General features: G+C 71.9%; 20 protein-coding genes and 1 pseudogene. 11 read left to right on the forward strand and 10 right to left on the reverse strand.

The features are described from left to right. Window positions 1-446: 446 nt before the first annotated feature. The 6 genes from ACWGIG_RS19120 to ACWGIG_RS19145 all read left to right on the forward strand — a co-directional run bounded on the left by ACWGIG_RS19120 (window position 447) and on the right by ACWGIG_RS19145 (window position 6,019). A complete protein-coding gene (locus ACWGIG_RS19120) occupies window positions 447-569 on the forward strand; it encodes a hypothetical protein (RefSeq protein ID WP_453322791.1) in 123 nt (40 codons plus the stop codon). Between the two features lie 146 nt (window positions 570-715). Continuing rightward, on the forward strand, window positions 716-1,396 hold the full coding sequence (locus ACWGIG_RS19125; protein ID WP_453322792.1) for a winged helix-turn-helix domain-containing protein: 681 nt from the start codon (window positions 716-718) through the stop codon (window positions 1,394-1,396). Between the two features lie 150 nt (window positions 1,397-1,546). Then, the gene (locus ACWGIG_RS19130; RefSeq protein WP_453322793.1) at window positions 1,547-2,809 is read left to right on the forward strand and encodes a sensor histidine kinase; all 1,263 of its coding nucleotides are present in this window, start codon (window positions 1,547-1,549) and stop codon (window positions 2,807-2,809) included. Further along, a complete protein-coding gene (locus ACWGIG_RS19135; RefSeq protein ID WP_453322794.1) occupies window positions 2,794-3,438 on the forward strand; it encodes a LuxR C-terminal-related transcriptional regulator in 645 nt (214 codons plus the stop codon). The genes ACWGIG_RS19130 and ACWGIG_RS19135 overlap by 16 nt, the downstream gene beginning before the upstream one ends. Window positions 3,439-3,605: 167 nt before the next feature. Further along, the gene (locus ACWGIG_RS19140) at window positions 3,606-4,403 is read left to right on the forward strand and encodes a trypsin-like serine peptidase (protein WP_453322795.1); all 798 of its coding nucleotides are present in this window, start codon (window positions 3,606-3,608) and stop codon (window positions 4,401-4,403) included. A gap of 83 nt (window positions 4,404-4,486) precedes the next feature. Next, window positions 4,487-6,019, forward strand: a complete 1,533-nt coding sequence (locus ACWGIG_RS19145) for a DUF1996 domain-containing protein (RefSeq protein WP_453322809.1) — start codon at window positions 4,487-4,489, stop codon at window positions 6,017-6,019. A gap of 36 nt (window positions 6,020-6,055) precedes the next feature. Here the strand turns inward: ACWGIG_RS19145 and ACWGIG_RS19150 are convergent, their stop codons facing one another. Beyond that, the gene (locus ACWGIG_RS19150; protein ID WP_453322796.1) at window positions 6,056-6,463 is read right to left on the reverse strand and encodes a hypothetical protein; all 408 of its coding nucleotides are present in this window, start codon (window positions 6,461-6,463) and stop codon (window positions 6,056-6,058) included. Between the two features lie 89 nt (window positions 6,464-6,552). Between ACWGIG_RS19150 and ACWGIG_RS19155 the strand changes: the two genes are divergently transcribed. Next, window positions 6,553-7,179 (forward strand): rhomboid-like protein, encoded by a 627-nt coding sequence (locus tag ACWGIG_RS19155; RefSeq protein ID WP_453322797.1) that lies wholly within the window; start codon window positions 6,553-6,555, stop codon window positions 7,177-7,179. Window positions 7,180-7,237: 58 nt separating this feature from the next. Beyond that, window positions 7,238-8,056, forward strand: a complete 819-nt coding sequence (locus ACWGIG_RS19160; RefSeq protein WP_453322798.1) for a tyrosine-protein phosphatase — start codon at window positions 7,238-7,240, stop codon at window positions 8,054-8,056. Window positions 8,057-8,121: 65 nt separating this feature from the next. Here ACWGIG_RS19160 and ACWGIG_RS19165 read toward each other — a convergent pair whose 3' ends face one another. After that, a complete protein-coding gene (locus ACWGIG_RS19165) occupies window positions 8,122-8,664 on the reverse strand; it encodes a GNAT family N-acetyltransferase (RefSeq protein WP_453322799.1) in 543 nt (180 codons plus the stop codon). 54 nt (window positions 8,665-8,718) lie between these two features. Between ACWGIG_RS19165 and ACWGIG_RS19170 the strand changes: the two genes are divergently transcribed. Continuing rightward, a complete protein-coding gene (locus tag ACWGIG_RS19170; protein ID WP_453322800.1) occupies window positions 8,719-9,450 on the forward strand; it encodes a DUF4230 domain-containing protein in 732 nt (243 codons plus the stop codon). Between the two features lie 17 nt (window positions 9,451-9,467). Here ACWGIG_RS19170 and ACWGIG_RS19175 read toward each other — a convergent pair whose 3' ends face one another. The 7 genes and pseudogenes from ACWGIG_RS19175 to ACWGIG_RS19205 all read right to left on the reverse strand — a co-directional run. After that, window positions 9,468-10,196 (reverse strand): TetR/AcrR family transcriptional regulator, encoded by a 729-nt coding sequence (locus ACWGIG_RS19175; RefSeq protein WP_453322801.1) that lies wholly within the window; start codon window positions 10,194-10,196, stop codon window positions 9,468-9,470. 84 nt (window positions 10,197-10,280) lie between these two features. Beyond that, the gene (locus tag ACWGIG_RS19180) at window positions 10,281-11,366 is read right to left on the reverse strand and encodes a PDR/VanB family oxidoreductase (RefSeq protein ID WP_453322802.1); all 1,086 of its coding nucleotides are present in this window, start codon (window positions 11,364-11,366) and stop codon (window positions 10,281-10,283) included. A gap of 17 nt (window positions 11,367-11,383) precedes the next feature. Beyond that, window positions 11,384-12,286 (reverse strand): metal-dependent hydrolase, encoded by a 903-nt coding sequence (locus ACWGIG_RS19185; RefSeq protein ID WP_453322803.1) that lies wholly within the window; start codon window positions 12,284-12,286, stop codon window positions 11,384-11,386. Between the two features lie 97 nt (window positions 12,287-12,383). Next, window positions 12,384-14,384: a hypothetical protein gene (locus ACWGIG_RS19190; protein ID WP_453322804.1), complete on the reverse strand. Its 2,001-nt coding sequence runs from the start codon at window positions 14,382-14,384 to the stop codon at window positions 12,384-12,386. Window positions 14,385-14,565: 181 nt separating this feature from the next. Further along, window positions 14,566-16,677, reverse strand: coding sequence for an ATP-binding protein (locus ACWGIG_RS19195; protein ID WP_453322805.1), 2,112 nt, complete (start codon window positions 16,675-16,677; stop codon window positions 14,566-14,568). Window positions 16,678-16,824: 147 nt separating this feature from the next. Then, window positions 16,825-22,107, reverse strand: coding sequence for a pullulanase-type alpha-1,6-glucosidase (pulA, locus tag ACWGIG_RS19200; protein WP_453322810.1), 5,283 nt, complete (start codon window positions 22,105-22,107; stop codon window positions 16,825-16,827). A gap of 265 nt (window positions 22,108-22,372) precedes the next feature. Next, window positions 22,373-23,767: pseudogene (locus tag ACWGIG_RS19205) on the reverse strand (alpha-amylase); the annotation flags it as partial. A gap of 380 nt (window positions 23,768-24,147) precedes the next feature. Here ACWGIG_RS19205 and ACWGIG_RS19210 point away from each other — a divergent pair. Together ACWGIG_RS19210 and ACWGIG_RS19215 are read left to right on the forward strand one after the other, a co-directional pair. Next, a complete protein-coding gene (locus tag ACWGIG_RS19210; RefSeq protein ID WP_453322806.1) occupies window positions 24,148-24,624 on the forward strand; it encodes a cupin domain-containing protein in 477 nt (158 codons plus the stop codon). A gap of 111 nt (window positions 24,625-24,735) precedes the next feature. Then, window positions 24,736-25,077, forward strand: a complete 342-nt coding sequence (locus ACWGIG_RS19215; RefSeq protein WP_453322807.1) for a DUF6191 domain-containing protein — start codon at window positions 24,736-24,738, stop codon at window positions 25,075-25,077. Here ACWGIG_RS19215 and ACWGIG_RS19220 read toward each other — a convergent pair. Beyond that, on the reverse strand, window positions 25,062-26,085 hold a 1,024-nt coding region (locus ACWGIG_RS19220), incomplete at its 5' end, for a LacI family DNA-binding transcriptional regulator (protein WP_453322808.1). The genes ACWGIG_RS19215 and ACWGIG_RS19220 overlap by 16 nt on opposite strands.

The raw sequence follows: 26,085 nt of genomic DNA on the forward strand, positions 1-26,085 counted from the left end.
CTCCCCGCACTTCCCGTGCCCCCCTCCCGCACTTCCCGTTGCCCCCTCCCGCACTTCCTGTTGTCCTCTCCCGCAGACCCGGCTCGTCGTGGACCGGCCGGGGATGCGTGGGGAGGCGCGCGGCTCTGTGTTCTTCCACACGCAGGGCACGGACGACGCCGTGGCGGGCGGCGGACACTCCCTGGCGGACACTCCCTGTACGACGGCGGGTTCGCGAAGCCCGCGGACGTCACGGCGGCGGTCGGCCGGGAGGTCTTGGCAGCACTGGCCGACGCGGGCCCGGCGGTCGAGCGGGAGGGGTCGCCCGGCCAGTCGCTCCCGCTGCCCGAACCGGAGTGGCGCAAGCGGCTGGTGGACCGAGGAGCACAGGGGGCGCACGGGTGCGTCACAGGTCCCGGGCCGGTGAGACTCTCCTGCGGTCGGCGTACACATGCTTCAATAGGCGCATGACCGGATTCCAGAACACCGCCGCTACGGGTCGCTTCGACCTGGAGCCGTTCTGGCCTTCCCGTCAGCACCACGACTTCGACCGGGTCTGTTGTCGCGCGACGAACGCGCGGACCCTCTAAAGCCGTTCCCGGCCTCCCGACAGCACAGCACGACAGCATCGGGACTCGACCGACGGTCTTCGGTCCACGCGCACTCCGTAGGAAGCAGTACGCCGCCGCGCGGTTTCTCCGCGGCGGCCTCCTCCGTGCGAAAGAGCTGACCAGCCATGGCGAACCCCACCCGTACCCCGCACCCCTTCCCCGCCTCCTCCGTCGCGGCCAACACCGTCCAGCGGCGGGCCGTCCACGAACCGCTGCGGCCCCCTTCGCACCGGCTGCGGGCGGTCGACCGCGACGAGGTGGCCCCGCCGCCCGCCCCGCTGCTCCCCCTCAGGCCGGCCTTCGACGTCGCCGACTACCTCCCGCCGGGGGCCACTTGGCTGCCCGCCCCGCAGCACACGCTGCCCGCGCTGCCGGGCCGTCCGCCGATGGTCGGCTACCTGGTGCTCGTACCGGCGGACCAGCAGCAGAGCGTGCCGCCCGCGCTGGTGCCGGAGCCCGCTCCCGTACAGCAGGCACCGCACGCACCGCACGCACCGCACGGACAGCCTGCACCGCACGCGCCGCACGGTGCGGTGCGGATCGACTCCTCGCGGCGGATCGTCGAGGTGGAGGGACGGGCGCTGGATCTGACGTACCTGGAGTTCGAGCTGCTCGCGCACCTGGTGGCGCACCCCCACCGGGTGCACACCCGCGACCAGTTGGTGACCACGGTGTGGGGCTACGGGCACGTCGGCGACGGCCGCACCGTGGACGTGCACATCGCCCGGCTGCGCCGCAAGCTGGGCGCCGAGCACCGGCGCAGCATCCAGACGGTGCGCCGGGTGGGCTACAAGTACGCACCGTAGGAATCCGCGCGGGCGGGGGCGGGTCCGGCGCCCGGTGGTGCTAGGTACACCTCGCTCCGGGTGCCCGGGCCCCATGCCCCGCCCCTCTCCACCGGCGAGAATGTGGGGGTACGCGGTACACGGGCCGCGGACGGAGAGGGACGAACCATCATGAATGCCACGAAGATACGCGCGTCGGTCCGGGCCGGATTTCGCGGCCTCGGCCTTTCGCTCGGCACGATCGCCGTCTCGGTCACCCTCTTCACCCTCACCCTCCTCTCGATCGTCTTCATCGGGCTCGGCATCGGCGTCTTCACCACGCCGCACGTGCTGGAGGCGGTCCGCAAGTGGGCGAACCACCGGCGGCTGCTGGCGGGCACCTGGTCGGACGTACGGATCGCGATCCCGTACCGGCCGATGCCCGCCGACGCGCGCACCGGCGTGACCGGGGTCGTCGAGCGGACCACGCTGATGCTGAAGGACCCGGCGACCTGGCGGGACCTCCAGTGGCTGCTCGTCGACACGGTCGCCGGGTTCGCCACCGCGGTCTTCCCCGCACTGCTGCTCTGGTACCCGGTCGAGGGGGTCGTGATGGCGGCCGGTCTGTGGCAGGTGTTCCAGGACGACGCCTACTGGTACATGTTCATCCCGGTCACCGACCAGTTCACCGGGCTGCTGGCCGCCGCGCTCGGCATGGTGATCCTCGCCGTCGGTCTGCGCTACAACACCACGCTGTTCCAGGCCCACTTCCGGCTCTGCAAGTTCTTCCTCGCGCCGACGAAGGAGGCGACGCTCGCCCAGCGCGTGGAGAAGCTGACCGAGACCCGGCACGACGCCCTGGACACCTCTGCCGCCGAACTGCGCCGCATCGAGCGTGACCTGCACGACGGGGCGCAGGCCCGGCTGGTCGCCATGGGCATGAACCTGGGCACCATCGAGGCGCTCATCGAGAAGGACCCGGCGAAGGCGAAGGCGCTGATCGCCGCGGCCCGCGAGTCGTCCGCCGAGGCCCTCACCGAGCTGCGCGACCTGGTGCGCGGCATTCACCCGCCGGTGCTCGCGGAGCGTGGACTGGGCGATGCCGTAAGGGCGTTGGCTCTGCGGCTGCCCGTCGAGACGGAGGTCTCGGTGGACCTGCCCGCACGGTCCGACGCACCGGTGGAGTCGGCGGCGTACTTCGCGGTCAGCGAGGTGCTCACCAATGCGGTCAAGCACTCGGGCGCGGACCGCATCTGGGTCGACCTGCACCAGGCCGACGGCATGATCCGCGCCTCGGTCACCGACAACGGGCGGGGCGGGGCGAGGATCGGCGGCGGCTCGGGACTGAGCGGAGTCGAACGCCGACTCGGTACATTCGACGGTGTCCTGGCCGTCAGCAGTCCCGCGGGCGGTCCCACCATGGTGACCATGGAGATTCCTTGCGCGTCCTTCTAGCCGAAGACCTCTTCCTCCTCCGCGACGGCCTGGTCAGGATGCTCGAAGCGTTCGACTTCGAGGTCCTGGCCGCTGTCGAGACAGGGCCCGAACTGACCAAGGCATTCGCCGAGTTGGAGCCGGACGTCGCCGTCGTCGACGTCCGGCTTCCGCCGTCCCACACGGACGAGGGCCTGCAGTGCGCGCTGGCCGCCCGCCGGGCGAGACCGGGGCTGCCCATCCTCGTACTGTCGCAGCACGTCGAGCAGTTGTACGCGCGCGAGCTGCTCGCCGACGGCAACGGGGGCATCGGGTACCTCCTCAAGGACCGGGTGTTCGACGCCGAGCAGTTCGTCGACGCGGTGCGGCGGGTGGCGGGCGGCGGTACGGCGATGGACCCGCAGGTCATCCAGCAGCTGCTGTCGCGGCGGGCGCAGGACAAGCCGATAGGCCAGCTCACCCCGCGCGAGAAGGAGGTGATGGAGCTGATGGCTCAGGGCCGCTCCAACGCCGCCATCGCGGGCCAGCTGTTCGTCACGGAGCGGGCGGTGGCCAAGCACACCTCCAACATCTTCGGGAAGCTGGACCTGCCGGTGTCCGACGACGACAACCGGCGGGTCCTCGCGGTGCTGGCATACCTGGACCGTTGACGGACAGCGGACAGCGGACAACAGACAACAGACAACGGACGGCAGGCAGCGGACAGCCGGTGGCGGATAGGGGCGACAATCGGCCATCGCGTGCATAACCTGTGTCCGGCGTGACCTGTGCGTGACCTGTCCGGTAGGGGATTTCGGCGTGAGAGGGGCTGCCCGACGTGCGTGACCGGTGGATGTGGGGGCCCGTGGCGATGGCCGGCCTCCTGGCACTGTTGTCCCTGGCCACCGCGTGCGGCGGACCGGTGGCGTCCGCGCCCCGGCTGGATCCGGGGGTGTCGCCCACCCCGCAGCAGTCCGCCGCCGTGATCGACTACCCGCCGTTCATCGGGGTGCTGGTCGACGGCGACGAGCACTGGTGCACGGCGAGCGTCGTGGACAGCCCCAAGGGGAACGTCGTCGCCACCGCCGCCCACTGCGTGTACGAGGCGGAGGGCACGGCGCAGCGGACGATCTCGTTCGCCCCCGGGTTCGCCGGCCAGGGCAAGGGCAAGCAGCCGTACGGGGCGTGGCGCGTCCGCTCCGTACAGGTCGACGACCGGTGGCAGGAGCAGGAGGACGACCCGTACGACTTCGCCTTCCTGACGCTGGAGAGCGACGCCCAGGGCCGCGAGGTCCAGGAGGTCGTGGGCGCCGCGGGCCTGGACTGGGAGTCGGAGCCGCAGCGGCAGGTGACGGTGATCGGCTACCCGGAGCCCGACCACAACCCGGACAACCACCCGGTCACCTGCACCACCGACAGCAGGATCGACAAGGAGCTGCCCGGCATGCTGCAGATGCGGTGCGCGGGCTTCTGGAACGGGACCAGCGGCAGCCCCTGGCTCACCGACTACCGGGGCCCGGACAAGCCGGGCAGGCTCATCGGCGTGCTGAGCGGTGGCGACACCGACGCGGAGTCGACGGCCGCGCTTTTCGGGGCACCCGCGCGGGCCCTTTATCAGCGGGCGCTGAAATCGTGAGCGGGAATTCCGTGAATTGGTAGCTTGCTACGAAATCGTGGTGCTGGTGGGGGACGGCTGAACGCGGCGTTCCCCGCGTGCGTATGGGACTTCGCCCGGAAGAAAGCTCCGGAAGAAAGCGAAGGCCCTTCATGCAACACAAGCGTTCGAAATTGGCGAACAGGACGATCGCCGCCAGTGCCGCACTGATTCTCGGCGGCGGCACCATGGTCGCCCTGAACGTGCACGCCTCGGCCAACGAGGATCCGCCCGCCCGGACAGCTCTGCCGTCAGGACCGCGCATGGCGACCATCGGCTGTCCCGATGCCGCGGGTGCGCTCCCCGAGGTGCCGGAGGGGGCGCGGCAGGAGGTCGACCGGGAGCTGGCGGCGATGGACAGCCAGATCACCGAGGCGTACCGGAAGTTCGCGGAGGCGCGGGGCGGTCCCCAGGACCAGGAATCCGTGCTCGGGCCGCTGAAGGACGAGCGGACCGCTTCCCTCGGCCGGATCGGCGATGCCGTGGAACGGCAGCCGGAGGCCGACCGCCCGCAGGGACTCGAAACGCTGGCACCGTGCACGCTGCGGGCGGCTGAGCAGCAGGCCACGGGCCCGGACGGCAAACGGGGCAGCGGTCCGCAGGACGGCGGCTCGAACGGCAACGGCGGCCAGCAGGGCGAGGGCCCCGACGGAGAGCAGAACGGCCAGCAGACAGGCGAGCAGAACGGCGAGCAGCCAGGCGGCCAGCAGGGCAACGGGCCCGCCGCTTCCGACTTCACCGACATCCGTTCCGTACGCCCCAACGTCCCGCGCGTGCAGAACCGCCGCACCGCCTCGCGCGGCACCTTCACCACCGCCTGCGGCCGGAACGAGAACGGCAAATTCAATCCCGACAACGTCATCGTCGCGCCCGGCGTGAGCAATGGCGCACACCATATGCACGACTACGTGGGAAATCAGGCCACCGATGCATTCGCGACGGACGGCACACTCGCCGCCGGTGCGACCAGCTGCCGCAATCAGGGCGACAGGTCCACGTACTACTGGCCCGTGCTGCGGCTGCAGAACGGAAAGGACGAGGAAGACGCAGGTGCGGACGGCGGCGGAAAGGACGGGAATACGGGTGAGATCCAGACCCCGTCCCAGGTCACCCTCGATTTCGTCGGGAATCCGACCGGCCGGGTCACCGCGATGCCGCGCTTCCTGCGGATCATCACGGGCGACGCGAAGGCGTTCACCAACGGCGACGCGAACGCCAACGCGTCATGGAGCTGCACCGGGTTCGAGAACCGGCAGCTGAAGAACAAGTACCCGATCTGCCCGCGCGGCAGCCGGGTCGTGCGCACCTTCAAGTTCCAGAGCTGCTGGGACGGCAAGAACGCCGACAGCGCCAACCACCGCACCCATGTCGCGTTCGCCCGGTCCAACGGTGCGTGCGGGCTCGGCTTCCGGCCGATTCCGCAGCTCGTGCAGCGCATCGTGTACGCGGTGCCGCCGGGTCCCGGGTTCGCGGTCGACTCGTTCCCGGAGCAGCTGCACAAGCCGGAGACCGACCACGGCGACTTCATCAACGTCTTCGAGGAGAAGCTGATGCGGCGGGTGGTGGACTGCATCAACGACGGCAGGCGCTGCCAGTAGTACAGCCGTCTGCCGACGCCCCCCGAACCTGCGCGGTCAGCTCCCGTGATGACCCGCCGTGTGCCCTTCCCCGCTCCCCGAGTGGCGCACGCCGGTCGTCACCGTCCCCCCGAGCCGGCCGCGCAGCGCCGTGACCACCGCCTCGTCCCCGGCCGCGACCCACTTGCGGCCGACGAGGTAGCTGCCGCCGTAGTCGTCCGCCGCGTCGAGCCACTCCTGCCGCCCCCGGTCGGTGGCGAACGTCGCGAGGACGTAACGCCCGCTGTCGATACGGCAGTCGGCCTGCCTGATCTCGGCCGCTTCGGTTCCGATGTCGGGTACGCAGCCCGCCTTCGCCGCCAGTTCCTCCAGGGTTCCGGCCGCCTCTCGCGGTTCTGCCGGCGGCCCTGCGCAGCCCGCCACCAGAACCAGAGCAACCAGAACACCCGCCACTCGCTCGCGCATCCGCCCATCGTGGCGCCCCGCCCTTCCCGGCCGGGCCGGAATCGCCATATCTGACACGCCCGTTACGCTCCATGCGCGATCATGCCCCCATGCACTTCCCGGACCTTCCCGCGCTCGCCCCCGCCTACGTCGGCGGCGTGCAGCTGGGCGCCCTGGCCGCCCACCGTCATCTGCCCGATGCCGATCGCCAGGACTTCCTGCGCGGCTGCTCCACCAATGTCGACCAGCTCGCGGCGGGCCGCTGGGACACCCTCCTGACCAGCGCGCTCGTGGTGGAGGAGCCGATGCCGCTGCCCTACGCGCTGCTGCTCCTCGCCGTACTCGGATACGCCGAGTACGCGTACGGCGCCTGGTGGGCGGCCGGGGTCTTCCTGCTCGGGCACAGCGCCGCTTCGGTCCTCGTGTACGGCGGGCTGCGCGCCACCGGTGCCGACGCGGCGACCCGCTCCGCCGTGGACGTCGGCACCAGCTACGGCTTCAACGCGGTGCTCGGCGCGCTCACCGCCGCCGTGCCGCGCGGCCCGCTGCGGTTCGCCGCGCGGGCGGGGCTGCTGGCGCTCGGGGCCAGGCCACTGCTCAACCGCGACCGGCCGACCTTCACCGACGTGGGGCACTTCGCCGCGCTCGCCCTCGGCATCGGGCTCGGTGCCGGGCTGGGGCCAGGACGCGCCCGTGGCCTGCGCCCCACGCTGCCCCGGCCCCGCCGGGCCGCCTGACAGCGGGCCACGTACGGTGGCGGGGAAACCCCTCACCAGCAGCAGGAGTCCCGCCGCCATGACCGCACTCGCGTCGACCACCGTCGCCAATCTCCGCGACCTCGGCGGCCTCCCGCTGTCCGGCGGGCGCACCGTCCGCCCCGGCCTCCTCCTGCGGGCCGGGCAGCTGGACCGGATGGACCCGGCCGCCGATCCGGTCCTGGCCGGCCTGGGGATACGTACGATCGTGGACTTCCGCAGCGAGGCCGAGCGGGCCGACCACCCGGACCGGGTGCCGGCCGGGGCCCGCCTGCTCGTCGCGGACGCGCTCGCCGACACGATCCGCTCCGCCGTCGCGCACGGCGACCCCGACGACAAGCCGGCCGCCGCCCAGCTCAAGAACATCATGTCCGACCCGGAACTGGCCGAGGAGCACCTGGGCGGCGGCCGGGCCCGGGCCCTGTTCGCGGAGACCTACCGCGCGCTGGTGTCGTCCGGTTCGGCGGTCGCCGCGTACCGCAGCTTCCTGACCGAGCTGGCGGCGCCGGACGCCGGCCCGCTGCTCTTCCACTGCACGGCGGGCAAGGACCGCACCGGGTGGGCGGCGACGATCGTACTGACCCTGCTGGGGGCGGACGCGGAGACCGTCGAGAGCGAGTACCTGGCGGTCAATCCGGCGGTACGGGCCGCCTTCGAGCCGCTCATCGAGGGCTTCGTCGCGAAGGGCGGCGACCCGGAGATCGCGCAGGCCGTCATCGGTGTCGTACCGGAGTACCTGGAGACGGCACTGGCCGAGGTGCGCGAGAAGTTCGGCTCGATGGAGGCGTACGTCCGGGACGGCCTCGGCATCCCCGACGAGTCGGTGGCGCGCATCCGCGCACGTCTCACACAGGCCTGAGCAGCGGCTTCTCCCGGGTCGGCGGCTTCTCGGTTCAGCGGCTCCTCCCGGGCCGGCGGCTCCTCTCAGTTCAGCGGTTCCTCCCGGGTCAGCGCCTTCTCCAGCAGGGTCACCGCGTAGGAGGGGGCCCCGCCGGGGGCCTCCTTCGCCGCGTTCTCACCGGCGACCCGATAGCCCGCCGCCTCGTAGTACGTACGCAGCCGGGGGTTGTGGGACACGCAGTCCAGCCGGGCGAGCCCTCGGCCCGACTCCGCGATGCGGGTCTCGGCGGCGGCCAACATCGCCCGGCCGAGCCCTGCCGGGGCGCTCGTACGGTCGGTCATCAGCCGGTGGACGTAGCCCGCGACCGGCGGCTGCACGCCCCAGGCCCCCTCGTCCTCCCACCAGAGTTCGTACGCACCCACCGCACGCCCCTGAAGCTCCGCCAGCCACACCTCCCCCTCGCGCATCCGCCGTGCGAAGTGGGCGGCGTCCTTCTGGCCGGGCTTCCACTGGTCGATCCCGAGCTGCTGCATCCAGCGCGCCGCTCCGTCGTGAAGACGCACGAGATCCGTGAGGTCCGTGGTGTCGGCGGGGCGGAAGGTGAGCGATGCGGTCGTGTCGATCATGCGGAGTACGGTAACCGCCGCGTGAGCGAGCCCCGCAGAGGGCACCCGACCCCCATGGAACGCACCGACGCGCGCTCGGACCGATCGGACCGCACGGAAGCGGAAGCGGGACGGGGTACGGAGCCACGGCCCGCCCCCGCCCGGCCGCCGCGTCGCCGCGTCCCCCTCTGGGTGAAGATCCCCGGCGTGCTGCTGGCCCTGGCCGCCGTCCTCCTGCTCGGCACCCGGCTGTTCCTGATCCCCGGCCTCGGCGGCCTCTTCGGGACCGAGACCAAGGACCGCACCGGACCCGCCGTCCTCAAGTCCCTTCAGGACATGAGCAGTTACGAGGCAGCGGTGGGGAACTTCCAGGTGGTGGTGGACCTGGAGAAGGACGCCAGGTTCCTGCCCGACGCACTCCGCGGCACCCGCACCCTGTACGTCGGCGCGGGCACCGTCGGCGGATCCGTGGCGCTGGGCGGGCTCGGCAAGGGCGACGTGACGGTCGACGAGGGCCGCACCGCCGCCACCGTCCGCCTCCCGCACGCCACGCTCGGCAAGCCCGCGCTGGACGCGGACCGTTCGTACGCCGTGTCCAAGCAGCGTGGCCTCCTCGACCGGCTCGGCGACTTCTTCTCCGACAACCCGAACGACGAGCGGGCCGTCCACCAGCTCGCCGCGCAGCGCATCGGCGAGGCGGCGAAGGACAGCGGGCTGACCGCCCGCGCCGAGAAGAACACCACGAGCATGCTCCAGGGCCTGCTGCGCTCACTGGGCTTCAAGGACGTCACCGTCACATACAAGTAGCCGCCGCGGCAGGGGCGTTACTCGGAAGGCCCGCGCGGCTCCGGCACCAGCGGCAGCGTCGGCGCCAGCAGCGTGATCCGGTCGACCAGTTCACCGAAGGGCCCGTCCGCGGGCTCGTCGGCCAGTATCCGCAGCACGATCTCCGCCATCTGAGCGTCGTACGCCGCGCTCACCGCCATCAGGGCCGCGAAGTCGTGGACGAGCTGCAACTCCAGTTCGCCGCGGGGGATTTCGCGCCCGTCGAGCCAGATCAGTGCCGTCGACTCGGCGAGCGAGACCCACGAGCGGACGACGAGCGCGAGCCGGGCGGGCGGCTCGCCGATGCCGAGGTGGTCGAGGATCTGCTCGTACGCGGCCTGGCGCACCTCGTCGATCATCGCGTTGGTCGTGGAGGAGCCGACGGCGGGGCCGCCGCGCATCAGGGCGAAGAAGCCGGGGCCGTGTTCGTCGACGAAGCCGAAGAAGCGGCCCATCACCCGCAGCAGGCGCCCGCCGAGCGGGCCCTCGTGGGGCTCCTGGAAGCGGGCGGCGAGCTCGTCGGCGGCCCGTCGCAGCGCCGCTTCGTACAGGCTCTGTTTGCCGGGGAAGTAGTGGTAGACGAGCGGCCTGGAGATGCCCGCGGCGGCGGCTATCTCGTCGATGGAGACTTCGTCGGGAGAGCGATGGCTGAACAACTCCAGCGCCACACCGATCAGTTGCTGCCTGCGCTCTTCGACGCCCATCCTGCGGCGCACCCCGGTCGTCATCGCACCAGCCTAACCGGCGGTCCCGGGTTGAGGGAGACCCGGGGGCCGGTGCGGATCTTCCCCGGCCCCCGCCCCTACCTCTGCCTAAAGGTCCAGGACCAGGCGTTCTCCCTCGGCCCTGGAGACGCAGATGAGCAGCGAGTCGCCCCGCTCGGAGTCGGTCAGCAGCTCGTCGCGGTGGTCGATCCCGCCCTCGATCACCCGCTGCTGGCAGGTACCGCAAAAGCCCTGCTCACAGGAGTACGAGACGTTCGGCACGAGGGGTTTCACGGCGGCCAGGATCGAGGATCCCGCGGGCACGGTGACGGTTGTGCCGGTGCGTCGCAGTTCCACCTCGAAGGTGCCGGAGCCACCGGCTTGCGCCCCCGGCGCGAACCTCTCGACGTGCAACGAGCAGTGTTCCGGAAGCGATCCCTCCACCGCCCCCAGAAGCCCCTCGGGACCGCAGCAGTAGACGGCCGTCCCCTCCGGGGCCCCCGCCAACAGCCCTGCCAGGTCCGGGAGTCCGTCCTCGTCCTGGGCGACGACGGTGACCCGCTCGGGCCCGCCGAGCTTCTCGACCTCCTCCAGGAACGGCATCGTCGCCCGGCTGCGGCCCCCGTACAGCAGCTTCCATTCCGCACCCGCCGCCTGTGCGGCACGCAGCATGGGCAGTACGGGCGTGATGCCGATGCCTCCCGCGACGAAGACGTACGAAGGGGACTCGACCAGGGCGAAGCGGTTGCGCGGCCCCCTGACCTCGATCTCGGAGCCCTCGTGGAGCTGCTCGTGCACCTCGCGCGAGCCGCCCCGGCCGCCCTGCTCCTCGGTGATGACGCGGGTGGCGACGGTGTAGGAGGCGCGGTCGGCGGGGTCGCCGCACAGCGAGTACTGGCGGACCAGGCCCGACGGAAGGACCAGGTCCAGGTGCGCGCCCGGCTCCCAGCCGGGCAGGTCGCCCGCGTCCATGGCCTCCAGGTGCAGCTGCACCACGCCTTCGGCGGGTTCGCTCCGCCCGCTGACCAGGACGCGGGTGGAGCCGGGGCGCCTCCGCCGCCCCGACACGGGCTCCTCCAGTGCGGGCATCGGCCACAGCGGCGAGCGGCCGATGCGGGTGCGCAGGGCTCGCCGGGTGACGACGGCGGTCGCGGCGACGGAGACGGCGATCAGATACGTACGGGCGCGGGGCATGGGTTCAGGAACCTCCTTCAGGTGCGGGCCTCGGCGGCGCGCGCGGCGGGGGAATGGGCGAGGTAGGCGACGGCCTGGGCGGTGCTGCCCTCCTGGGAGGGGTGGTAGCCGCGGCTCAGATAGCGGGGTACGGACTTCAGCATGGCGCCGGGCGTGGGCAGCAGCCCCTGGCGCCCGCCGTCCACGAGGCCCTTCAGGGTGGCTCCGCCGACGCCGCCCGGGGTGGGGTCGTTGGCCATGAAGAAGCGGGCGCCGCGCTGCCAGAGGAAGACGAGCGCGGTGAAGGCGGTCGCCCAGGTGCGGGCCCTGCGCCGGTAGCTGCCGTCGACGTGCTGGAACAACTCGAAGGCCACCGAGCGGTGTTCGACCTCCTCGGCGCCGTGCCAGCGCAGCAGGTCGAGCATGGTCGGGTCGGCGCCGCGCCGGTCGAGCTCGTCGGCGTTGAGGACCCAGTCGCCGAGGAAGGCGGTGTAGTGCTCGATGGCCGCGATGATCGCGATGCGTTCCAGCAGCCACCACCGGCGGGGCCTGCCGGGTGGCAGCGTGCGGTCGCCGAGGAGCTTCTCGAAGAGCCAGTCGACCTGCGCGGTGTAGGGGGTGGGGTCGAGGCCCTGGGCCTTGAGGTGCGGCAGGACGTCGTCGTGAGCCTGCGAGTGCATCGCCTCCTGCCCGATGAACCCGATGACGTCCTCGCGGAGCCTGTCGTCGGTGATCAGTGGCAGTGCCTGCTTGTAGACGTGCACGAACCAGCGCTCCCCGGCCGGGAGCAGCAGGTGCAGGACGTTGATGGTGTGCGTGGCGAAGGGCTGGCCGGGGAGCCAGTGGAGCGGGGTGTCCGCCCAGTCGAAGGACACCCGGCGGGCCTTGAGCGGCGTCCGCTCCGACGCCACCGGGACCGGCCCCTGCTGCGTATTAGACATGGCGTCAATGTACTGACGGGTACGACCTTGGCAACAGGTCTGTGCAGCCAGAACTTTGCCGACAGGTGTGTGGCGCCAGGACCTCCCGGCTCGGGGACTACCGGAGCGAGTTCACCTTCGTCCCGTCCGCCAGCTTCCCGGTGAGGGACGCCTGGGCGCCCTCCTTGGCGGGTACGGCGAGGACGTTGCCGTCCGCGGAGCCCCGCACTCCCCCGCTCACGGACAGCGAGGCGAACCTGTCGTTCCCGGCGGCGAGGAGGTACCACTTCCCGGCCTTCGACTTCCACACCACACCGGCCAGCGCCTCGGGGCCCTTCGCCCCGCACGCCGCCGTGTTCTCGGCCCGCGCGACGATCGCGCCCGGTGCGCCGCGGCCCGTGCCGGGCTGCTGGAACTGGGCGAACACCCGGTTGCCGGGACCCTGCCAGGTCTCGGCGCGGGTGCACAGCCAGCGCGCGGTGCCGTTCGACTCGGGCAGGGCCTGGCCGGCGTACGACCAGGAGTTGACGTTGCGCACGCCGTGCGAGCGCAGCGTGGGGAGCAGGCAGGCGGTGTGCGCCCAACCGGCCCTGTCGGATGCCGACTTGAGGTCGCCGGGGGCCGCGCCAGGACCTGCGGTGAGCCGGGCCGGGACGAGTTCGCCGAGGTCGGTGAGGGTGCGGGTGCCGGAGCTGTCCCGTACCTCCACGGCTTCCCAGGTGCGGCAGTCGCGGGCCATCGAGGAGGCGGTGACCGGGGCGGTGACGCCGTCGGCGGTGCGGGCGAGGGCGCGGGGTGCGGCGGCCGGGTCGAGGAGGTCGCGCACGGATACCTGGTCGGCCCAGGGGGCGGTGAGGTAGCGGACCTGGGTGGCGGTGCGGGCGACGACGACCGCGTTCGCGGTGGCTTCGGAGGCGCCGTCGACGCGGGCGAAGTCCAGGGCGGTGCGGGTCCCGTCGCCGCCGTCGGCGGGTTCCGCGTACCGGACCAGGCGCAGGCCGTCGTACAGCAGGACGACCCTGGCCCCGTCCAGCATGCCCGCGTACAGCAGCTGCGGCGGTCCCATCGCGGGGCCCGTGGGAGTGCCGGGGGTGGCGGAGACATGGGCGGCGGCGCCGGGGGCCGCCCACTCGCCGAGGGCGCGGCGCAGGAGTTCGGTGTCACCGGCGAGGGCGCCGCGGGCGGGCCAGGCGGAGAAGTCGGTGCGGTCCGCGCCCTTCCAGGCGGCGGGCTCGACACGGGTCAACTGACTCGGATCCAGAGCCAGTTCGCCTGCGGGGTTGCGCGGGCCCGGCTCGCTCCCGCCCGTCGCGGCGAGCAGCACCCCGCACACCACGAGGGCGGCGAGCGCGGCAAGCCCGGCCCGGGTGTGCTGGCGGCGGCGCATCAGGTCGGTGGGACGCGCCTGCAGCGAGCACGGGTCGAACTCGGCCGATTCGAGGAGCGTGGACGGCTCGACGGTGTCCGCCTCGGCCAGCGCGGCGTCCGGCGCCGCGACTCCGGCGGCGGCCAGCACGTCTCGTACCGCAGCGTCGTCCAGCCGTTCAAGGCTCCGTAGTACGTACGCGGCGCGGCCCGCACCGCTCAGGGCGGCGAGCCGCTGGTCCAGGGCGAGTTCGTCGGCGCCGCCGGACTTGGGGAACAGCCGCAGCCCCCACACCTGCGGCAGCAGCGGCGGCAGCTGGGCGCGCTTGGGCCAGGCCTTGCGCGTCGGCGGCAGCTCGGCCGCGAGGGCCTGGCGCAGCACCTGCTGCCGTACGAAGGCGTGGCCGCTTTCGCGCGCGGAGGGCCCGTCGGGGCGGGGCTGCTCCTCGGGGCCGCGCGGCACCGGGATTCCCGCCGCGGTGTGCGAGGCCTGCGGGGTCCGCCCGGTCCTGCCGCGCGGCAGGGCGCGCTGCGCGAGGGAGTGCGCGGTCAGGACGCGCCGGTTGCGGCCGAGGTGCGGGGGCAGCACGAGGTAGGCGAGACGGACGAGCCGCGGATAGTGCTCGACGAGCGCGGCCTCGGCCTGCTCGACGCCCACCGTGACCGTGGGGTCGGCGGCGGGCGGGGCCTTGTCCGTGACGGTGGCGTCGGTGGGCTTGCGGGGGCGGCTGATGACATCCTGTGGGCGTCGCACATTACGCAGAACGAGCGATTCATCCGATGGTCACCCATGAGTTTGGCCGAGCAGTTCGCGGGTGCGGGCCGAACGGCTGCCGGGCGACTGTGAGCGACTGCGGGGCGGCTGCCGGGCGACTGCGAGGCGGCTGCGAGCGGCTGCGAGGCCGCTGCCGGGCGGCTGCGAGGCCGCTGTGAGGTCAGGGAGGCGACCCCAGGAGCACCAGGGCAAGGGTGGCCTCCTGGTCGGCGGTGGCTCCTTGCGCGTAGGCGCGTTCGTAGGCGGCGCTGCCGATCGCGGTGCGGGCCCGGAGTTCGCACTGCTCGCGGATCGGGGCCAGTTCGGGGGTGCCGCGCTGGGGGTGGCCGACCTGGCCCCAGTAGGTGTGGCCGGCGCCGTAGACGCGGGCGGCCTGTTCGCCGTGGCCCTGGGCGGCGAGCGCGGCGGCGAGCAGATCGAGGCCGAGCGCGATGCCGAAGCTGTCGCCCAGCCGGTACTTGGCGTCGACCATCGCGCGCGCGAAGGCCGCCGCCTCGCCTGCGCGGCCCTGGAGGAGCGCGATGAGGGAGAGCTGGTAGTCGGCGTAGGCGCGGGTCCACCACTCGCCCTGTTCGGCGCAGATCCGGCGGAGCTCGGTGGCCCCGGCCTCCGCCTCCGCGAGCTGTCCCATCCCGGTGAGGGCGAAGACCCGTACGAGACGGCAGCGCAGCTGGGACGGTGAGGAGAAGGGTTCGCCGGGGTGGGCGGCGAGGCAGCGGTGGGCGACCGTGTGGGCGGCGCGGGGGCGGCCCATCATGAGGTACGTGATGCCCAGGAGGTAGGCCGCCGCCAGCATGTCCTCGGGGTCACCTGCCCGCCAGGCGGCGACCGCGCACCGTTCGCCGAGCAGACGGGCGGCTTCGTGGTCGCCCTGGATCATGGTGGTGACGCCCAGCGCCCACAGGGCGCGGAAGCGGTGCGGGTCCGGGGCGCCGTCCGACTCCGGGCCGTGTCCTTCCAGAGCCCGGGTCAGGTAGGTGCGGGCCTCGTGCAGGTGGCCGCAGCAGGCCCAGGTGAAACCGACCCGGCCGGCCATTTCGAGGGCCGCCCCCGGGTCGTTCTCCAGGAGGTGGTCCAGAGCGGCGCACAGGTCGGCGTGCGCGGCGCCGATCCGCCGGTACCAGGTGGTCTGCTGCGCCCCGAGCCAGCCCTCGTCGGCGCGGCGGACCAGGTCGGCGTAGTACGCGGCGTGCCGGCCGGCCGGCAGGACCCTCTCCCCCGGGTCCTTCGGTTCGGCAAGCTCGCCGAGTTCGCCGAGCCACATCGCGCCGTACTCGCGCAGGGTGTTGAGCATCCGGTACGTGCCGTCGGCCTGCCGCCGCACGACGGAGTTGCGGGCCAGCCCGTGCAGGGCACGGGCCACGCCGTCGCCGTCGAGGGGTCCGCCGGCACAGATCTCGCGGGCCTCGGCCTCCGCGAAACCGCCCCGGAAGACGGAGAGGCGGGCCCACAGGAGGCGCTCCGGCGGGGTGCAGAGTTCATGGCTCCAGCCGATGGCGGTACGCAGGGCGCGGTGGCGCTGCGGCCAGATGCCGTCCTGTTCGAGGACGTCGAGCCGGGCACAGTCACGGGCGGTCAGCCGGTCGGCGACGTCCTGCACGGTCCGCGCCGCCCCTTGGCCGTCGTCCCCCAGCTGCGCGCAGGCCAGTTCCAGGGCGAGCGGGATGCCTTCGAGGTGGGCGCAGACCGCAGCGACGGCCTCGTCCGTGGCCGGGTCGTCGAAGTCGAGCCCGGGGAGGGCCTGGTGCGCCCGGTCGCGGAAGAGCACCACCGCACCGTCGGCCCCGTCCAGGGGCAGTGGGGGTACGTCGATCAGGACCTCGCCGCGTGGCCCGAGGGGCTGACGGCTGGTGGCCAGAACCGTCAGCCCCGGGCCGGTGGTGAGGAGTTCGCCGACGAGGTGGGCGGTGGGCTCGGTGAATCGTTCGCAGGAGTCGAGGACGACGAGCAGCCGCTTGCCCTGGAGCCACTCGCAGAGGGCTTCGGCGGGCATGCGCAGGGTGTGGTCGGCGAGGTCGACGGCGTCGGAGACCGCCGCGACGAGCAGCGCCTCGTCGCGCAGCGGCGCGAGATCCACCCACCACACGCCGTCGGGGTGAAGGGCGGCCTCCTGCGCGGCCTGCGCGGCACGCAGGGCGAGGCGGGTCTTGCCGACGCCGCCGGGGCCGGTGAGGGTGACGAGGCGGTGCATGCCGAGGGCGTGGGCGACGCGGGCCAGGTCGGCGCGACGGCCCACGAAGCTCGTGGTCTCCTCGGGGAGGTTTCCCAACACGGGGCCATTCTGGACCACTTGGGGGCGGGCATCTCCAGCCCGTCCGGCGTTCGGGGACGCGCGGCGGGGCCGGGCACGGGGCGCAGCCCCGCACACCGGCCCCACCGGCGCGAGCCGTGGCCCGTTCCACCGCGCGGCGGGCGCCCCTCAGCGCGTGCTGAAGACCGCCACCGTGCGGGCCGGCACGGTGAAGGTGCCCGAACCCGCCTCGTAGGACGACTGCTTCACCGTCGCGTCCGCGCCCCCGGCCTGCACCGGGTGCAGCCCGTAGGCCGCCCCCGCCGCCCCCGGGACCACCTGCTTCTGGATGTCCGGGGTCGCGTTGAAGACCACCATCAGCTTCCCGAGCCGCATGGTGACGACCCCAGGTGTCTCTCCCTTCCCGGAGAGCGGGAAGGAGAGGGCGCCCTGGACCCGCTCCGCCGTCGCCAGGCTGAAGTCCGGCTCCGTCGTGCGGATCCTCAGCAGGTCCTGATGGGCCGCCGAGGTGCCCTCGATCTCCGCACATCCCACCTTCAGCTCAGGGGAGGAGAGCAGCGGTTTGCCGAAGGCCCACTTCGACCGGTTGTCCGCCGCCATCGGCAACCCGCGCCCGAACCCGTTGCCGTCCCGGCAGTCCCAGTGGATCGCGTTGAACCAGTCCCCGCTGTCGTAGGAGTTCCGGTCCAGCGACTTGGACCGCAGCAGGTCGGTGCCCGCCTGGGACAGCGCCGGTCCCTGCGAGAGCGTCGCCGTAGCCATGGAGAGCACCTGCATCCGCGCCCGGTCTCCCGCAGCCGTCCTCGCCGGGAGCTTGAAGGCGAGTGCGTCGTACAGCGACTCGTTGTCGTGCGCGTCCGCGTACGCGAGCGCGTCACCGGGCGCCGCCGCGTACCCCGCAGGAGCCCCGTTGTAGTCGACCTCCGAGCCCTTGACCGTACGGCCGCCGCTGTCCGTGAAGGAGTAGTCGGCCAGGTTCCCGGTCAGGCCGACCTTCAGCAGGTCCTGGTAGTGCAGCAACCGGGCCCGCTGCTCCGCCGGGGTCCCGTTCGCCTTCGATGAGTTGGGGTCGGTGAACAGTCCGCTGCCGAATCCCTGGACACCCGGGTCCTCGTCGAAGGGCCCGCCGCCGCGCACCGCGTCCCGCGCCCGGTCGGAGAAGGTGGCGATGCCCGTTCCCGCCATGTTCTTCTGGGTGGCCTGCTCGAAGCGGGCGTCGTCGGCGATCTCGCCGAAGTTCCAGCCCTCCCCGTACAGCACGATGCTCTTCCCGTCGACGCCGTCCTTCGCCACGGTCAGCGCGTCCAGCGCCTTGCGCACCGCGAGGATGTTGGCCTTGGGGTGGTGGCCCATCAGGTCGAAGCGGAAGCCGTCGACCTTGTACTCCTTCGCCCAGGTGACCAGCGAATCCACCACCAGCTTGCCCATCATGGCGTTCTCGGGCGCGGTGTTGGCGCAGCACGTCGACGTGGCGACGGAGCCGTCCGCCATCAGCCGCTGGTAGTAGCCGGGCACGATCCGGTCGAGCACCGACTTGTCGGACTGGCCGGAGGCGACGGTGTGGTTGTAGACGACGTCCATGACGGTGCGCAGTCCGGCGCCGTTGAGGGACTGCACCATCTGCCGGAATTCAACGGTCCGCCTGGTGCCCTCGGGGTCGCTCGCGTAGGAGCCCTCGGGGACGGTGTAGTGCAGCGGGTCGTACCCCCAGTTGTACGCGTCCTTCCCGGCGGCCTTCCCCACGCACGCCTGCTGCTCCTGCGAGTCCGGCGCGTACGACGCCAGGTCGCAGGCGGGCGTGGCCTGTTCGGACTTCTTCTCCGGGATCGTGCCGATGTCGAAGACCGGCAGGAGGTGGACGTACGAGGTCCCGGACCCGGCGAGTTTCCTCAGGTGCTGCGCGCCCTTCGATGCGCGTTCGGTGAAGGCCAGGTACTGGCCCGGGTACTTCGAGGTCCTGTCCTCGACCGAGAAGTCCCTGACATGCAGCTCCTGGATCTGCGCGTCGCGCAGCGGGGTCGCCGCGGGCTTCTTGAGCGCGCTCCACCCCTTGGGGGCGAGCGACGGGTCGGTCAGGTCCACGACCAGGCTGCGGGCGGAGTCGGTGGTGAGGGCGGTCGAGTACGGGTCGGTGACCTGGTTCGTCACGACCTTCTGGACGCTCGGCGCCCACACCTTGACCTCGTACCGGTACGGCTTGCCCGTCCAGCCGCGGTCCCCGGTCGCCGACCAGACGCCGCTGCGGTCGTCGCGCCGCATGGGGAGCTTCCTCCCGTCCAGGTCGAGGACGACCTCCTGCGCGGTCGGCGCCCAGAGCGACAGCGTCGGCGTGCCGTCCCGGAAGACGGGACCGAGCGAGGCCTTGGTGGCCTCGGCGCCGTACGTGGCGTCGAGGACGCCGGGAAGCTGGACCCCGGTGGACGCCAACAGGGCGCCGTTCGCGGCCCGTTGAGTGGCGATGACCTGCCCGCGCAGCGCTTCGTCGACGCGGTCGCGGTCGCGTGCGTCCACCGTGAACGCCGGATGGTCCTTGAGGTGCGGGTACTTGGCCTTCTGGGCGTCGCTCAGCGTGCCCGGTTCGAGCCGCAGCCAGCGGCCCTCGTCGTTCAGCGCGCCGTCGACGACCTTGATGCCGCCGTCGCGCGCGTACACGAGCTGCCGGCTGACGGCCCCGGCCGCCCCGGCCTTCCACACCACCGTGTCCCGGTCGATCCACTGCGCCTCGGCCTTGGTGAGGTCGAGCGAGCCCGCACCCGCGGCCTGCGGCAGCACGTACTTGGGCTCCCCGGCCAGCGCCCACACCTCGTGGCCGTACGTGGCCAGGTCCAGGGACTGGTCGGTGGGCAGGTCCTTCTCGTCACCCTTGTGCAGGATGTAGCTGAGCGAGGTGGCCCCTGCGGCGAGCGGGACCTCGTACGTCACTCCGTACGCGTCCTTCCTCACCGGCCGGAGCGGCCTGGCCCAGTCGGTCGGGTCCTTCGCGCCGGTCCAGACGTGCAGGCCCCAGCCGTCGTAGTCGCCGTCGGCGCGCTGGAGGTGGAGGACCGCCTTGGTCTTGTCCTGCGGCGGATACGTCCCCTCGGGCGCCTTGGTGAGCTGGCCCTCCTTGCCCTGCTCGACCCAGACCTCACCGGTCGCGGCGAGGTCGACGGTGCGGCTGGGGCCGTCGGCCGCGCCGTTCTTCTCGACGGTGTACGGGAAGGAGGTCGCGCCCTCTGCGAGCTTCACCCACGCGAAGGCGCCGTAGGCGTCGCGCCCGCTGAACACACCGCTCCCGGCAGGTGACTTGAGCTGCCAGCCGTCGTAGTCGCCGTCGGCCCGCCTGTAGTGCACGACCGCGTAGGTGCGGTCCCCGGCCCGCGGCTTCTCGGGCGGCGGGGTGCGCCCCGCCGTCGTCGCGGCGAGGGCACTGGCCGTGCGTCCGGCACTGTCCACCACAACTGCCTTGTACCGCAGCGCGGTTGTGGCATGCGTTTTCGGGTCGAGGTGCTGGGTGACCTTGTACGGGGCGTGGTCGGCGGAGCCCAGCGTGCGCCACGGGCCGTTGCCGACCTGGGCGGCGAAGACGACCCGGTTGAGCTGCCCGCCGGTCGGGGCGGCCTCGATCTCGACGGTGCCGGTGGCTCCGGCGGCCGGGGCCTTCAGGGTGAGGGCCGGCTTGGCGGCCGGGGCCGGGAGGGGCTGCTCCGCCCGGAGCACGAGGGCGGCCAGGGCGGGGACGGTGACCTTGATCTTCCGGTCGGCCCCGCTGCGTACCGCGTCCGACGTTCCGTACAGCGCACGGAAGTTCGTGCCCGCTGCCGAACCGGTCGGGACGTCGACGGTCTTCGGCTCGGCGGCGTTGTTGGTGGCCACCACGTACTCGGTCCTGCGCTTGGCGTCCGTACTGTCCGTACGGGAGAAGGCGTAGACGGAGCCCTCCGCGTAACGCTCCTCCTGCACGCCGTCGCGCAGGGCGGGGTGCGCCTTCGTCAGCTTCGACAGCGCGGCGATCGAGCGGTAGACCGGGTGGGTGGTGTCGTAGGCGTCGCTCGCGTGGGTGCGGTCGGTGCCGAGCTGGTCGTCGTCGAGGTAGTCGGCGGTCTTCGAGGCGAAGAGGGTCTGGCGGGCGTCCTTGTCGCCGCCCGCGCCGGTGAAGCCCTGCTCGTCGCCGTAGTAGACGACGGGGTTGCCGCGTCCGAGGAACATCAGCTCATGGGCGAGGCGGGCCCGTTGGACGAGCTCGGCGTCGCCCGCCTCGGGGTTGTCCTGCTTGAGGAAGGTGCCGATGCGGCCCATGTCGTGGTTGCCGGTGAAGGTCACCTGCTCGTACGCGTTGGCCTTGTCGGTGGTGTAGCGGTAGTCGGCGCCGTACGCCTTGGCGAGCCTGTCGGCGCCCGCGCCCTGGGAGGCGTACCCGCGCAGGGCGTCCTGGACGGGGAAGTCGAGGGTGGCGTCGAGGCGGCCCCGGGTGACGTACGGGGCGGTGGCGGCCGGGTTGGAGTCGTAGATCTCGCCGAACATGAAGAAGTCGTCACGGCCGCGCTTCTTCGCGTACGCGTCGAGGGCGGTCGCCCACCGGGTCCAGAAGTCCATGTCGACGTGTTTGACGGTGTCGATGCGGAAGCCGTCGATGTCGAAGTCGCGGACCCACTTCTCGTAGATCTTCGCCATGCCGTTCACGACCTCGGGACGCTCGGTCCACAGGTCGTCGAGGCCGCCGAAGTCGCCGTACTCGGCGCTCTCTCCTGCGAAGGTGGAGTCGCCGCGATTGTGGTACATCGTGGGGTCGTTGAGCCAGGACGGGGTCTTGCGCTCGCCCGCGCGCGGCCGGGGGGTGTACGGGAAGGAGTCGCCGTCGACCTTCGGGATCCCGACGCGGTCGTCGAAGGGGCGGCCGGACCTGTCGAGGTACGGGTACGCCCCCTTCGGCCGGTATCCGTACTTCTTCTCCGCGTGGTCGACGGTGTCGGCGGTGTGGTTGGTGATGACGTCGAAGAAGACCTTCATGCCCTTGGCGTGGGCCTTGTCGATGAGCTGCTCAAGGTCGGCATTGGTGCCGAAGTGGGGGTCGACCTGGGTGAAGTCGGTGATCCAGTAGCCGTGGTATCCGGCCGATGCGTCTTTTCCGGTCCCCTGCACGGGCTTGTTCTTGAAGATCGGGGCCATCCAGAGGGCGGTGGTGCCGAGGCCCTTGATGTAGTCGAGCCTGCTGGTCAGGCCCTTGAGGTCGCCGCCCTGGTAGAAGCCCTTGTCGGTGGGGTCGAAGCCGTGGTCGAGGCGGGAGCCGGTGAGGCCGCCCCGGTCGTTCTTCGCGTCCCCGTTGGCGAAGCGGTCCGGGAGGACGAAGTAGAACTGGTCGCGGGTGAGGTCGTGGCGGGCGGGGGCGGCGGCGAGCTCGGCGTCCGTAGGGGGCGGGGGCGGCTTCGGGGCGGCGAAGGCAGGGGCGGCGGGGGTGAGGGCGGCACACATCGCGAGGGTCGCGGCGCCGACGGCCGCTCTTCGCAGGGGTCGGGGTATCACGGGTCGGTCTCCTTGGAAGGTGGGCGGAGGTTCGGGGGCGTGCGGTCGGGGGCGGGTGCGCTCCGCGTGGGGCCGTCCCCTTGCTCTCGGGGGCAGGTGTTGAGGGGCGCGGGGAACTCCGCGATCAGCCACGACGCGCCCGCACGACACCCACCGGCCCACCCGGCCGCGCACCCGCAGGTGTGAACCCACCGACCCGCCTCCCCGCGGACTAGCAGCTACGTGCGCCCGCGTGCAGCGCCACCGCCGTTCCCGGAGCGACCGTCGCCGTGAAGCGGCCCGAGCCGTCGACGGTGACCGGCCGGCCGCTCTGCACGTCGCAGTAGCCGCCGCCGGGCAGACCGGTCTGGAAGGTGCGGTTGAGTGCGGATCCCTCGCGGTTGATGGCCACGTACGCCTTGTTGCCGCGCCCGAAGGCGATCTGGTTGCCGCCGTTGTCCCACCACTGGGTGACACCCTGCCCGCGTGCGGCGTTGCGGAAGCCGACCATGGACGAGATCTCGCGCCAGTTGTGCTGACACTTCCAGCCGTCGGCGTAACAGGCGTTGACCTGACCGCCGTTGGGCGGGCCCGCGTCCTTGTCCGACCACTCGTATCCCGAGTGCACGTCCGGCGACCCGTACGGCCACGCCAGCATGAAGACGTTGGCGAGCGTGTAGGCGCTGCCCGCCTTGTAGTTGAGGGTGTCGCCGCCGCGCTCGGTGTCGTGGTTGTCGACGAAGACCGCGGACCTGCCGGACTCCATGAAGCTCCAGCCCTCGCCGAAGTTCTTGAGGTGGGCGAGCTTGTCGCCCCCGGTGAAGACCTGCTTGAGCCCGCGCCCGTACCGGAACTCCTGCACGTCGCCCGTGCCGAGGTACTCGCTCGGCGAGACGGCCTCGCCGTCCCCGTGTATCGCCTCCTGCTTCCAGTACGCGCCCGGGTTGCTCAGCTTCCCCTTGATCGCGGCGAGATCGGCGGCCGGCATGTGCTTGGCGGCGTCGATGCGGAAGCCGTCGACCCCGAGCGAGAGGAGGTCGTTCAGGAAGCCGGCGATCTTCGTACGGACGTACTCCTCGCCCGTGTCGAGGTCGGCGAGCCCGACGAGTTCGCAGTTCTGGACGTTGGCCCGGTCGCGGTAGTTGGTGATCTGGGAACGGCAGTCGTCCAGGTCGGCGCCCGAGTAGAGCCCCGGGTAGTCGTACTTGCGGTAGGCGGTGCCGCCCGTGCCCGTGCCGTCGCCCGCCGCGAGGTGGTTGATGACGGAGTCGGCGACGACCTTGACTCCGGCCGAGTGGCAGGTGTCGACCATGTTCTTGAAGGCGGTGCGGTCGCCGAGCCGTCCGGCGATCTTGTAGCTGACGGGCTGGTAGGAGGTCCACCACTGGCCGCCCTGGATGTGCTCCTGGGGAGGGGAGACCTGGACGAAGCCGTATCCGGCGGGGCCGAGCTGATCGGTGCAGGCCTTGGCGACCGAGCCGAACTTCCACTCGAAGAGGACGGCGGTGACGTCCCGGTCACCGGTCGGCGCGGCTTCGGCGGTCGTGGCGGGTGCGAGGGCGAGGGCGGTGCACGCCGCCAGTACGGCGGCAGTTGCTGCGGGTACGGCAGACGGGAGTCTGCGGGCCATGGGGATTCCTCCTGCGTGGGGGGAGGTGCGCGGCTCTGAATGTTCGGGGAATGTTCGTGCTGAATGTTCTTGCTGCAAGACAGCAGCAACTTCTTGCAGAGTGACGGTACGAGGGGCTCCCTAGGGGGTCAATACCTTGCACACCGCGAGAACCTGAAAGCCGTGAAAGTTCGTGCGGGCCTACAAAGGAGCAGGTCAGGCCCTGTACTTGCCGCCGCGGCAGACAAAAGCCACGCCACACAGTGCGAACGGGTCAAGCCCCGCATCCCCGCCGGGGCGCCAATTGCCGTCCCGGCAACAGAAGTTGTCGCCGCGGGTGCGGTGGGCGCAGCCTGACGACCGACCGAAGGCCATCGGCAAACGATTCAGGAGGCCACGCGATGACCACCCACGAAGGCGTCGGATCCGCACGGGACGCGGACGGCAACGGACAGCAGGGAAACCGCGTACACCACGTGCGCGCGGGCGAGTTGGACGGCCATGCCGCCATCAGCGGCTCCACGGTCGGCTCGAAGAAGCTCTGGATGGGCCTGGTGGAGAACGCGCCGTCGAGCGCGACGGACAACCACCACCACGGTGCGTCGGAGGCGGGGATCTACGTGGTCAGCGGTCACCCCGTGTTCGTCTTCCACGACGGCACGCAGGAGGTACGGATCTCCGCCGGCCCCGGCGACTTCCTGCTCGTCCCCCCGTTCGTCCCGCACCGCGAGGAGAATCCCGACCCGGACGAGCCCGTGGTCGTCGTGATCGCACGGACCACGCAGGAGCCGATCAAGGTCTCCGTGCCCGAGCTGTACCAGGCCACGGAGCCGGACCTGCGGCAGGCACCGGCCTCCGTCCCCGCCCCCTCCAATTAATGTCTCACTTACACGTATAAGTGAGACATTGTTCCGACACCCCGCCTCCGACGGCACCCGGGCCGGGCCGGCACCGGGAACTGCGGGCGAGTGGGGGCACGTTGGCCCTGCATGGTGCTGATGCTGATCCTCCCCCTGCTCTTCGTGGCCGTGATCGTCGTGCCTCTCCTTCTGGCCGGTGCGCGGCGCCTGGTGCTACGCACCGGGCGCCCCGGGTGGCTGCGCAGATTCGTCGCCCGGACGACGGTGGGCGGCGGCGGGAACGGCGCCGGGGCTGCCGTCGCCGACGAGCTGGCCGCCTCACTGAATCCGAACAAGCGGGTGGAGATCGCCCAGCGCCGGACCGACGAGCTGGTGCGTGACGACATCGAGGCCGGTGCGCCGCCGCACGTCACGGACATCGACCTGGGCGAGGGGCGTGCGGTCGTCAGGCTCCGTCAGGGTCGTGCCTGACCTCGTGCCTGACCCGTCGAGCCCCGCACCACCAGTTCCGGCTGGAACACGAATTCCGTCCGGCCCACCACCACCGCGCTGCCCTTGATCTCCTCAAGGAGCGCGCCGACCGCCGCCGTCGCCATCGCCTGCACCGGCTGGCGGACGGTGGTGAGCGGCGGGTCCGTGAAGGGGGTCAGCGGGGAGTCGTCGTAGCCGACGACCGATACGTCGTCGGGGACGCGCAGGCCCCGGTCCCGCGCCGCGCGGATCACACCGAGCGCCATCATGTCGCTGCCGCACACCACTCCCGTGCACCCCGCGTCGAGCAGCGAGCCCGCCGCCGCCTGGCCGCCCTCCACGCTGAACAGGGTGTGCTGGACCAGCTCTGCCGAGCCCGTCGCCTCGACGAAGCCCTCGCGCTTGCGGTGCGAGGGGACGTAGCGGACCGGGCCGACCGCGAGACCGACCCGGGTGTGGCCCAGTTCGCGCAGGTGCGCCACGGCCATCTGTGCGGCGGCGCGGTCGTCCGTCGACACGAAGGGGGCCGTGACCGCCTCGTTGTAGCCGTTGATCAGGACGTACGGGACTCCGCGCACGGTCAGCGCCTCGTAGCGGGCCGGGTCGGTGGAGAGGTCGGAGTGCAGGCCGGAGAGGAAGACGATGCCGTCGACCCCCCGCTCGACGAGCTGCTCGACCAGCTCGTCCTCCGTCGCCCCGCCGGGGATCTGGGTGCAGAGCAGCGGGGTGTAGCCGTGGCCGGCCAGGGTCTGTTCGATGACCTGGGCGAAGGCCGGGAAGATCGGGTTGGTCAGTTCGGGGGTGACCAGGCCGATGAGACCCGCGCTGCGCTGCTTGAGGCGTACCGGGCGTTCGTAGCCGAGTACGTCGAGCGCGGCCAGGACCCGTTGGCGGGTACCGGCCGCGACACCCGCCTTGCCGTTCAGGACACGGCTGACCGTCGCCTCGCTGACCTTGGCGTGCGCGGCGATGTGGGCAGCCCTCGGGGCGGCGGGGGTGGTGTTCCCC

It is taken from the genome of Streptomyces sp. NPDC054863, assembly GCF_053610825.1.

Excerpts from the sequence above, each read along its gene's own strand:
- ACWGIG_RS19145 (WP_453322809.1), top strand. The coding sequence starts at position 4,487 with ATGGGACTTCGCCCGGAAGAAAGCTCCGGAAGAAAGCGAAGGCCCTTC.
- ACWGIG_RS19155 (WP_453322797.1), top strand. The coding sequence starts at position 6,553 with ATGCACTTCCCGGACCTTCCCGCGCTCGCCCCCGCCTACGTCGGCGGC.
- ACWGIG_RS19185 (WP_453322803.1), bottom strand. The coding sequence starts at position 12,286 with ATGTCTAATACGCAGCAGGGGCCGGTCCCGGTGGCGTCGGAGCGGACG.
- ACWGIG_RS19180 (WP_453322802.1), bottom strand. The coding sequence starts at position 11,366 with ATGCCCCGCGCCCGTACGTATCTGATCGCCGTCTCCGTCGCCGCGACC.
- pulA (WP_453322810.1), bottom strand. The coding sequence starts at position 22,107 with ATGTGTGCCGCCCTCACCCCCGCCGCCCCTGCCTTCGCCGCCCCGAAG.
- ACWGIG_RS19125 (WP_453322792.1), top strand. The coding sequence starts at position 716 with ATGGCGAACCCCACCCGTACCCCGCACCCCTTCCCCGCCTCCTCCGTC.
- ACWGIG_RS19210 (WP_453322806.1), top strand. The coding sequence starts at position 24,148 with ATGACCACCCACGAAGGCGTCGGATCCGCACGGGACGCGGACGGCAAC.
- ACWGIG_RS19175 (WP_453322801.1), bottom strand. The coding sequence starts at position 10,196 with ATGACGACCGGGGTGCGCCGCAGGATGGGCGTCGAAGAGCGCAGGCAG.
- ACWGIG_RS19170 (WP_453322800.1), top strand. The coding sequence starts at position 8,719 with ATGGAACGCACCGACGCGCGCTCGGACCGATCGGACCGCACGGAAGCG.
- ACWGIG_RS19150 (WP_453322796.1), bottom strand. The coding sequence starts at position 6,463 with ATGCGCGAGCGAGTGGCGGGTGTTCTGGTTGCTCTGGTTCTGGTGGCG.
- ACWGIG_RS19160 (WP_453322798.1), top strand. The coding sequence starts at position 7,238 with ATGACCGCACTCGCGTCGACCACCGTCGCCAATCTCCGCGACCTCGGC.
- ACWGIG_RS19120 (WP_453322791.1), top strand. The coding sequence starts at position 447 with ATGACCGGATTCCAGAACACCGCCGCTACGGGTCGCTTCGACCTGGAG.
- ACWGIG_RS19165 (WP_453322799.1), bottom strand. The coding sequence starts at position 8,664 with ATGATCGACACGACCGCATCGCTCACCTTCCGCCCCGCCGACACCACG.
- ACWGIG_RS19215 (WP_453322807.1), top strand. The coding sequence starts at position 24,736 with ATGGTGCTGATGCTGATCCTCCCCCTGCTCTTCGTGGCCGTGATCGTC.
- ACWGIG_RS19130 (WP_453322793.1), top strand. The coding sequence starts at position 1,547 with ATGAATGCCACGAAGATACGCGCGTCGGTCCGGGCCGGATTTCGCGGC.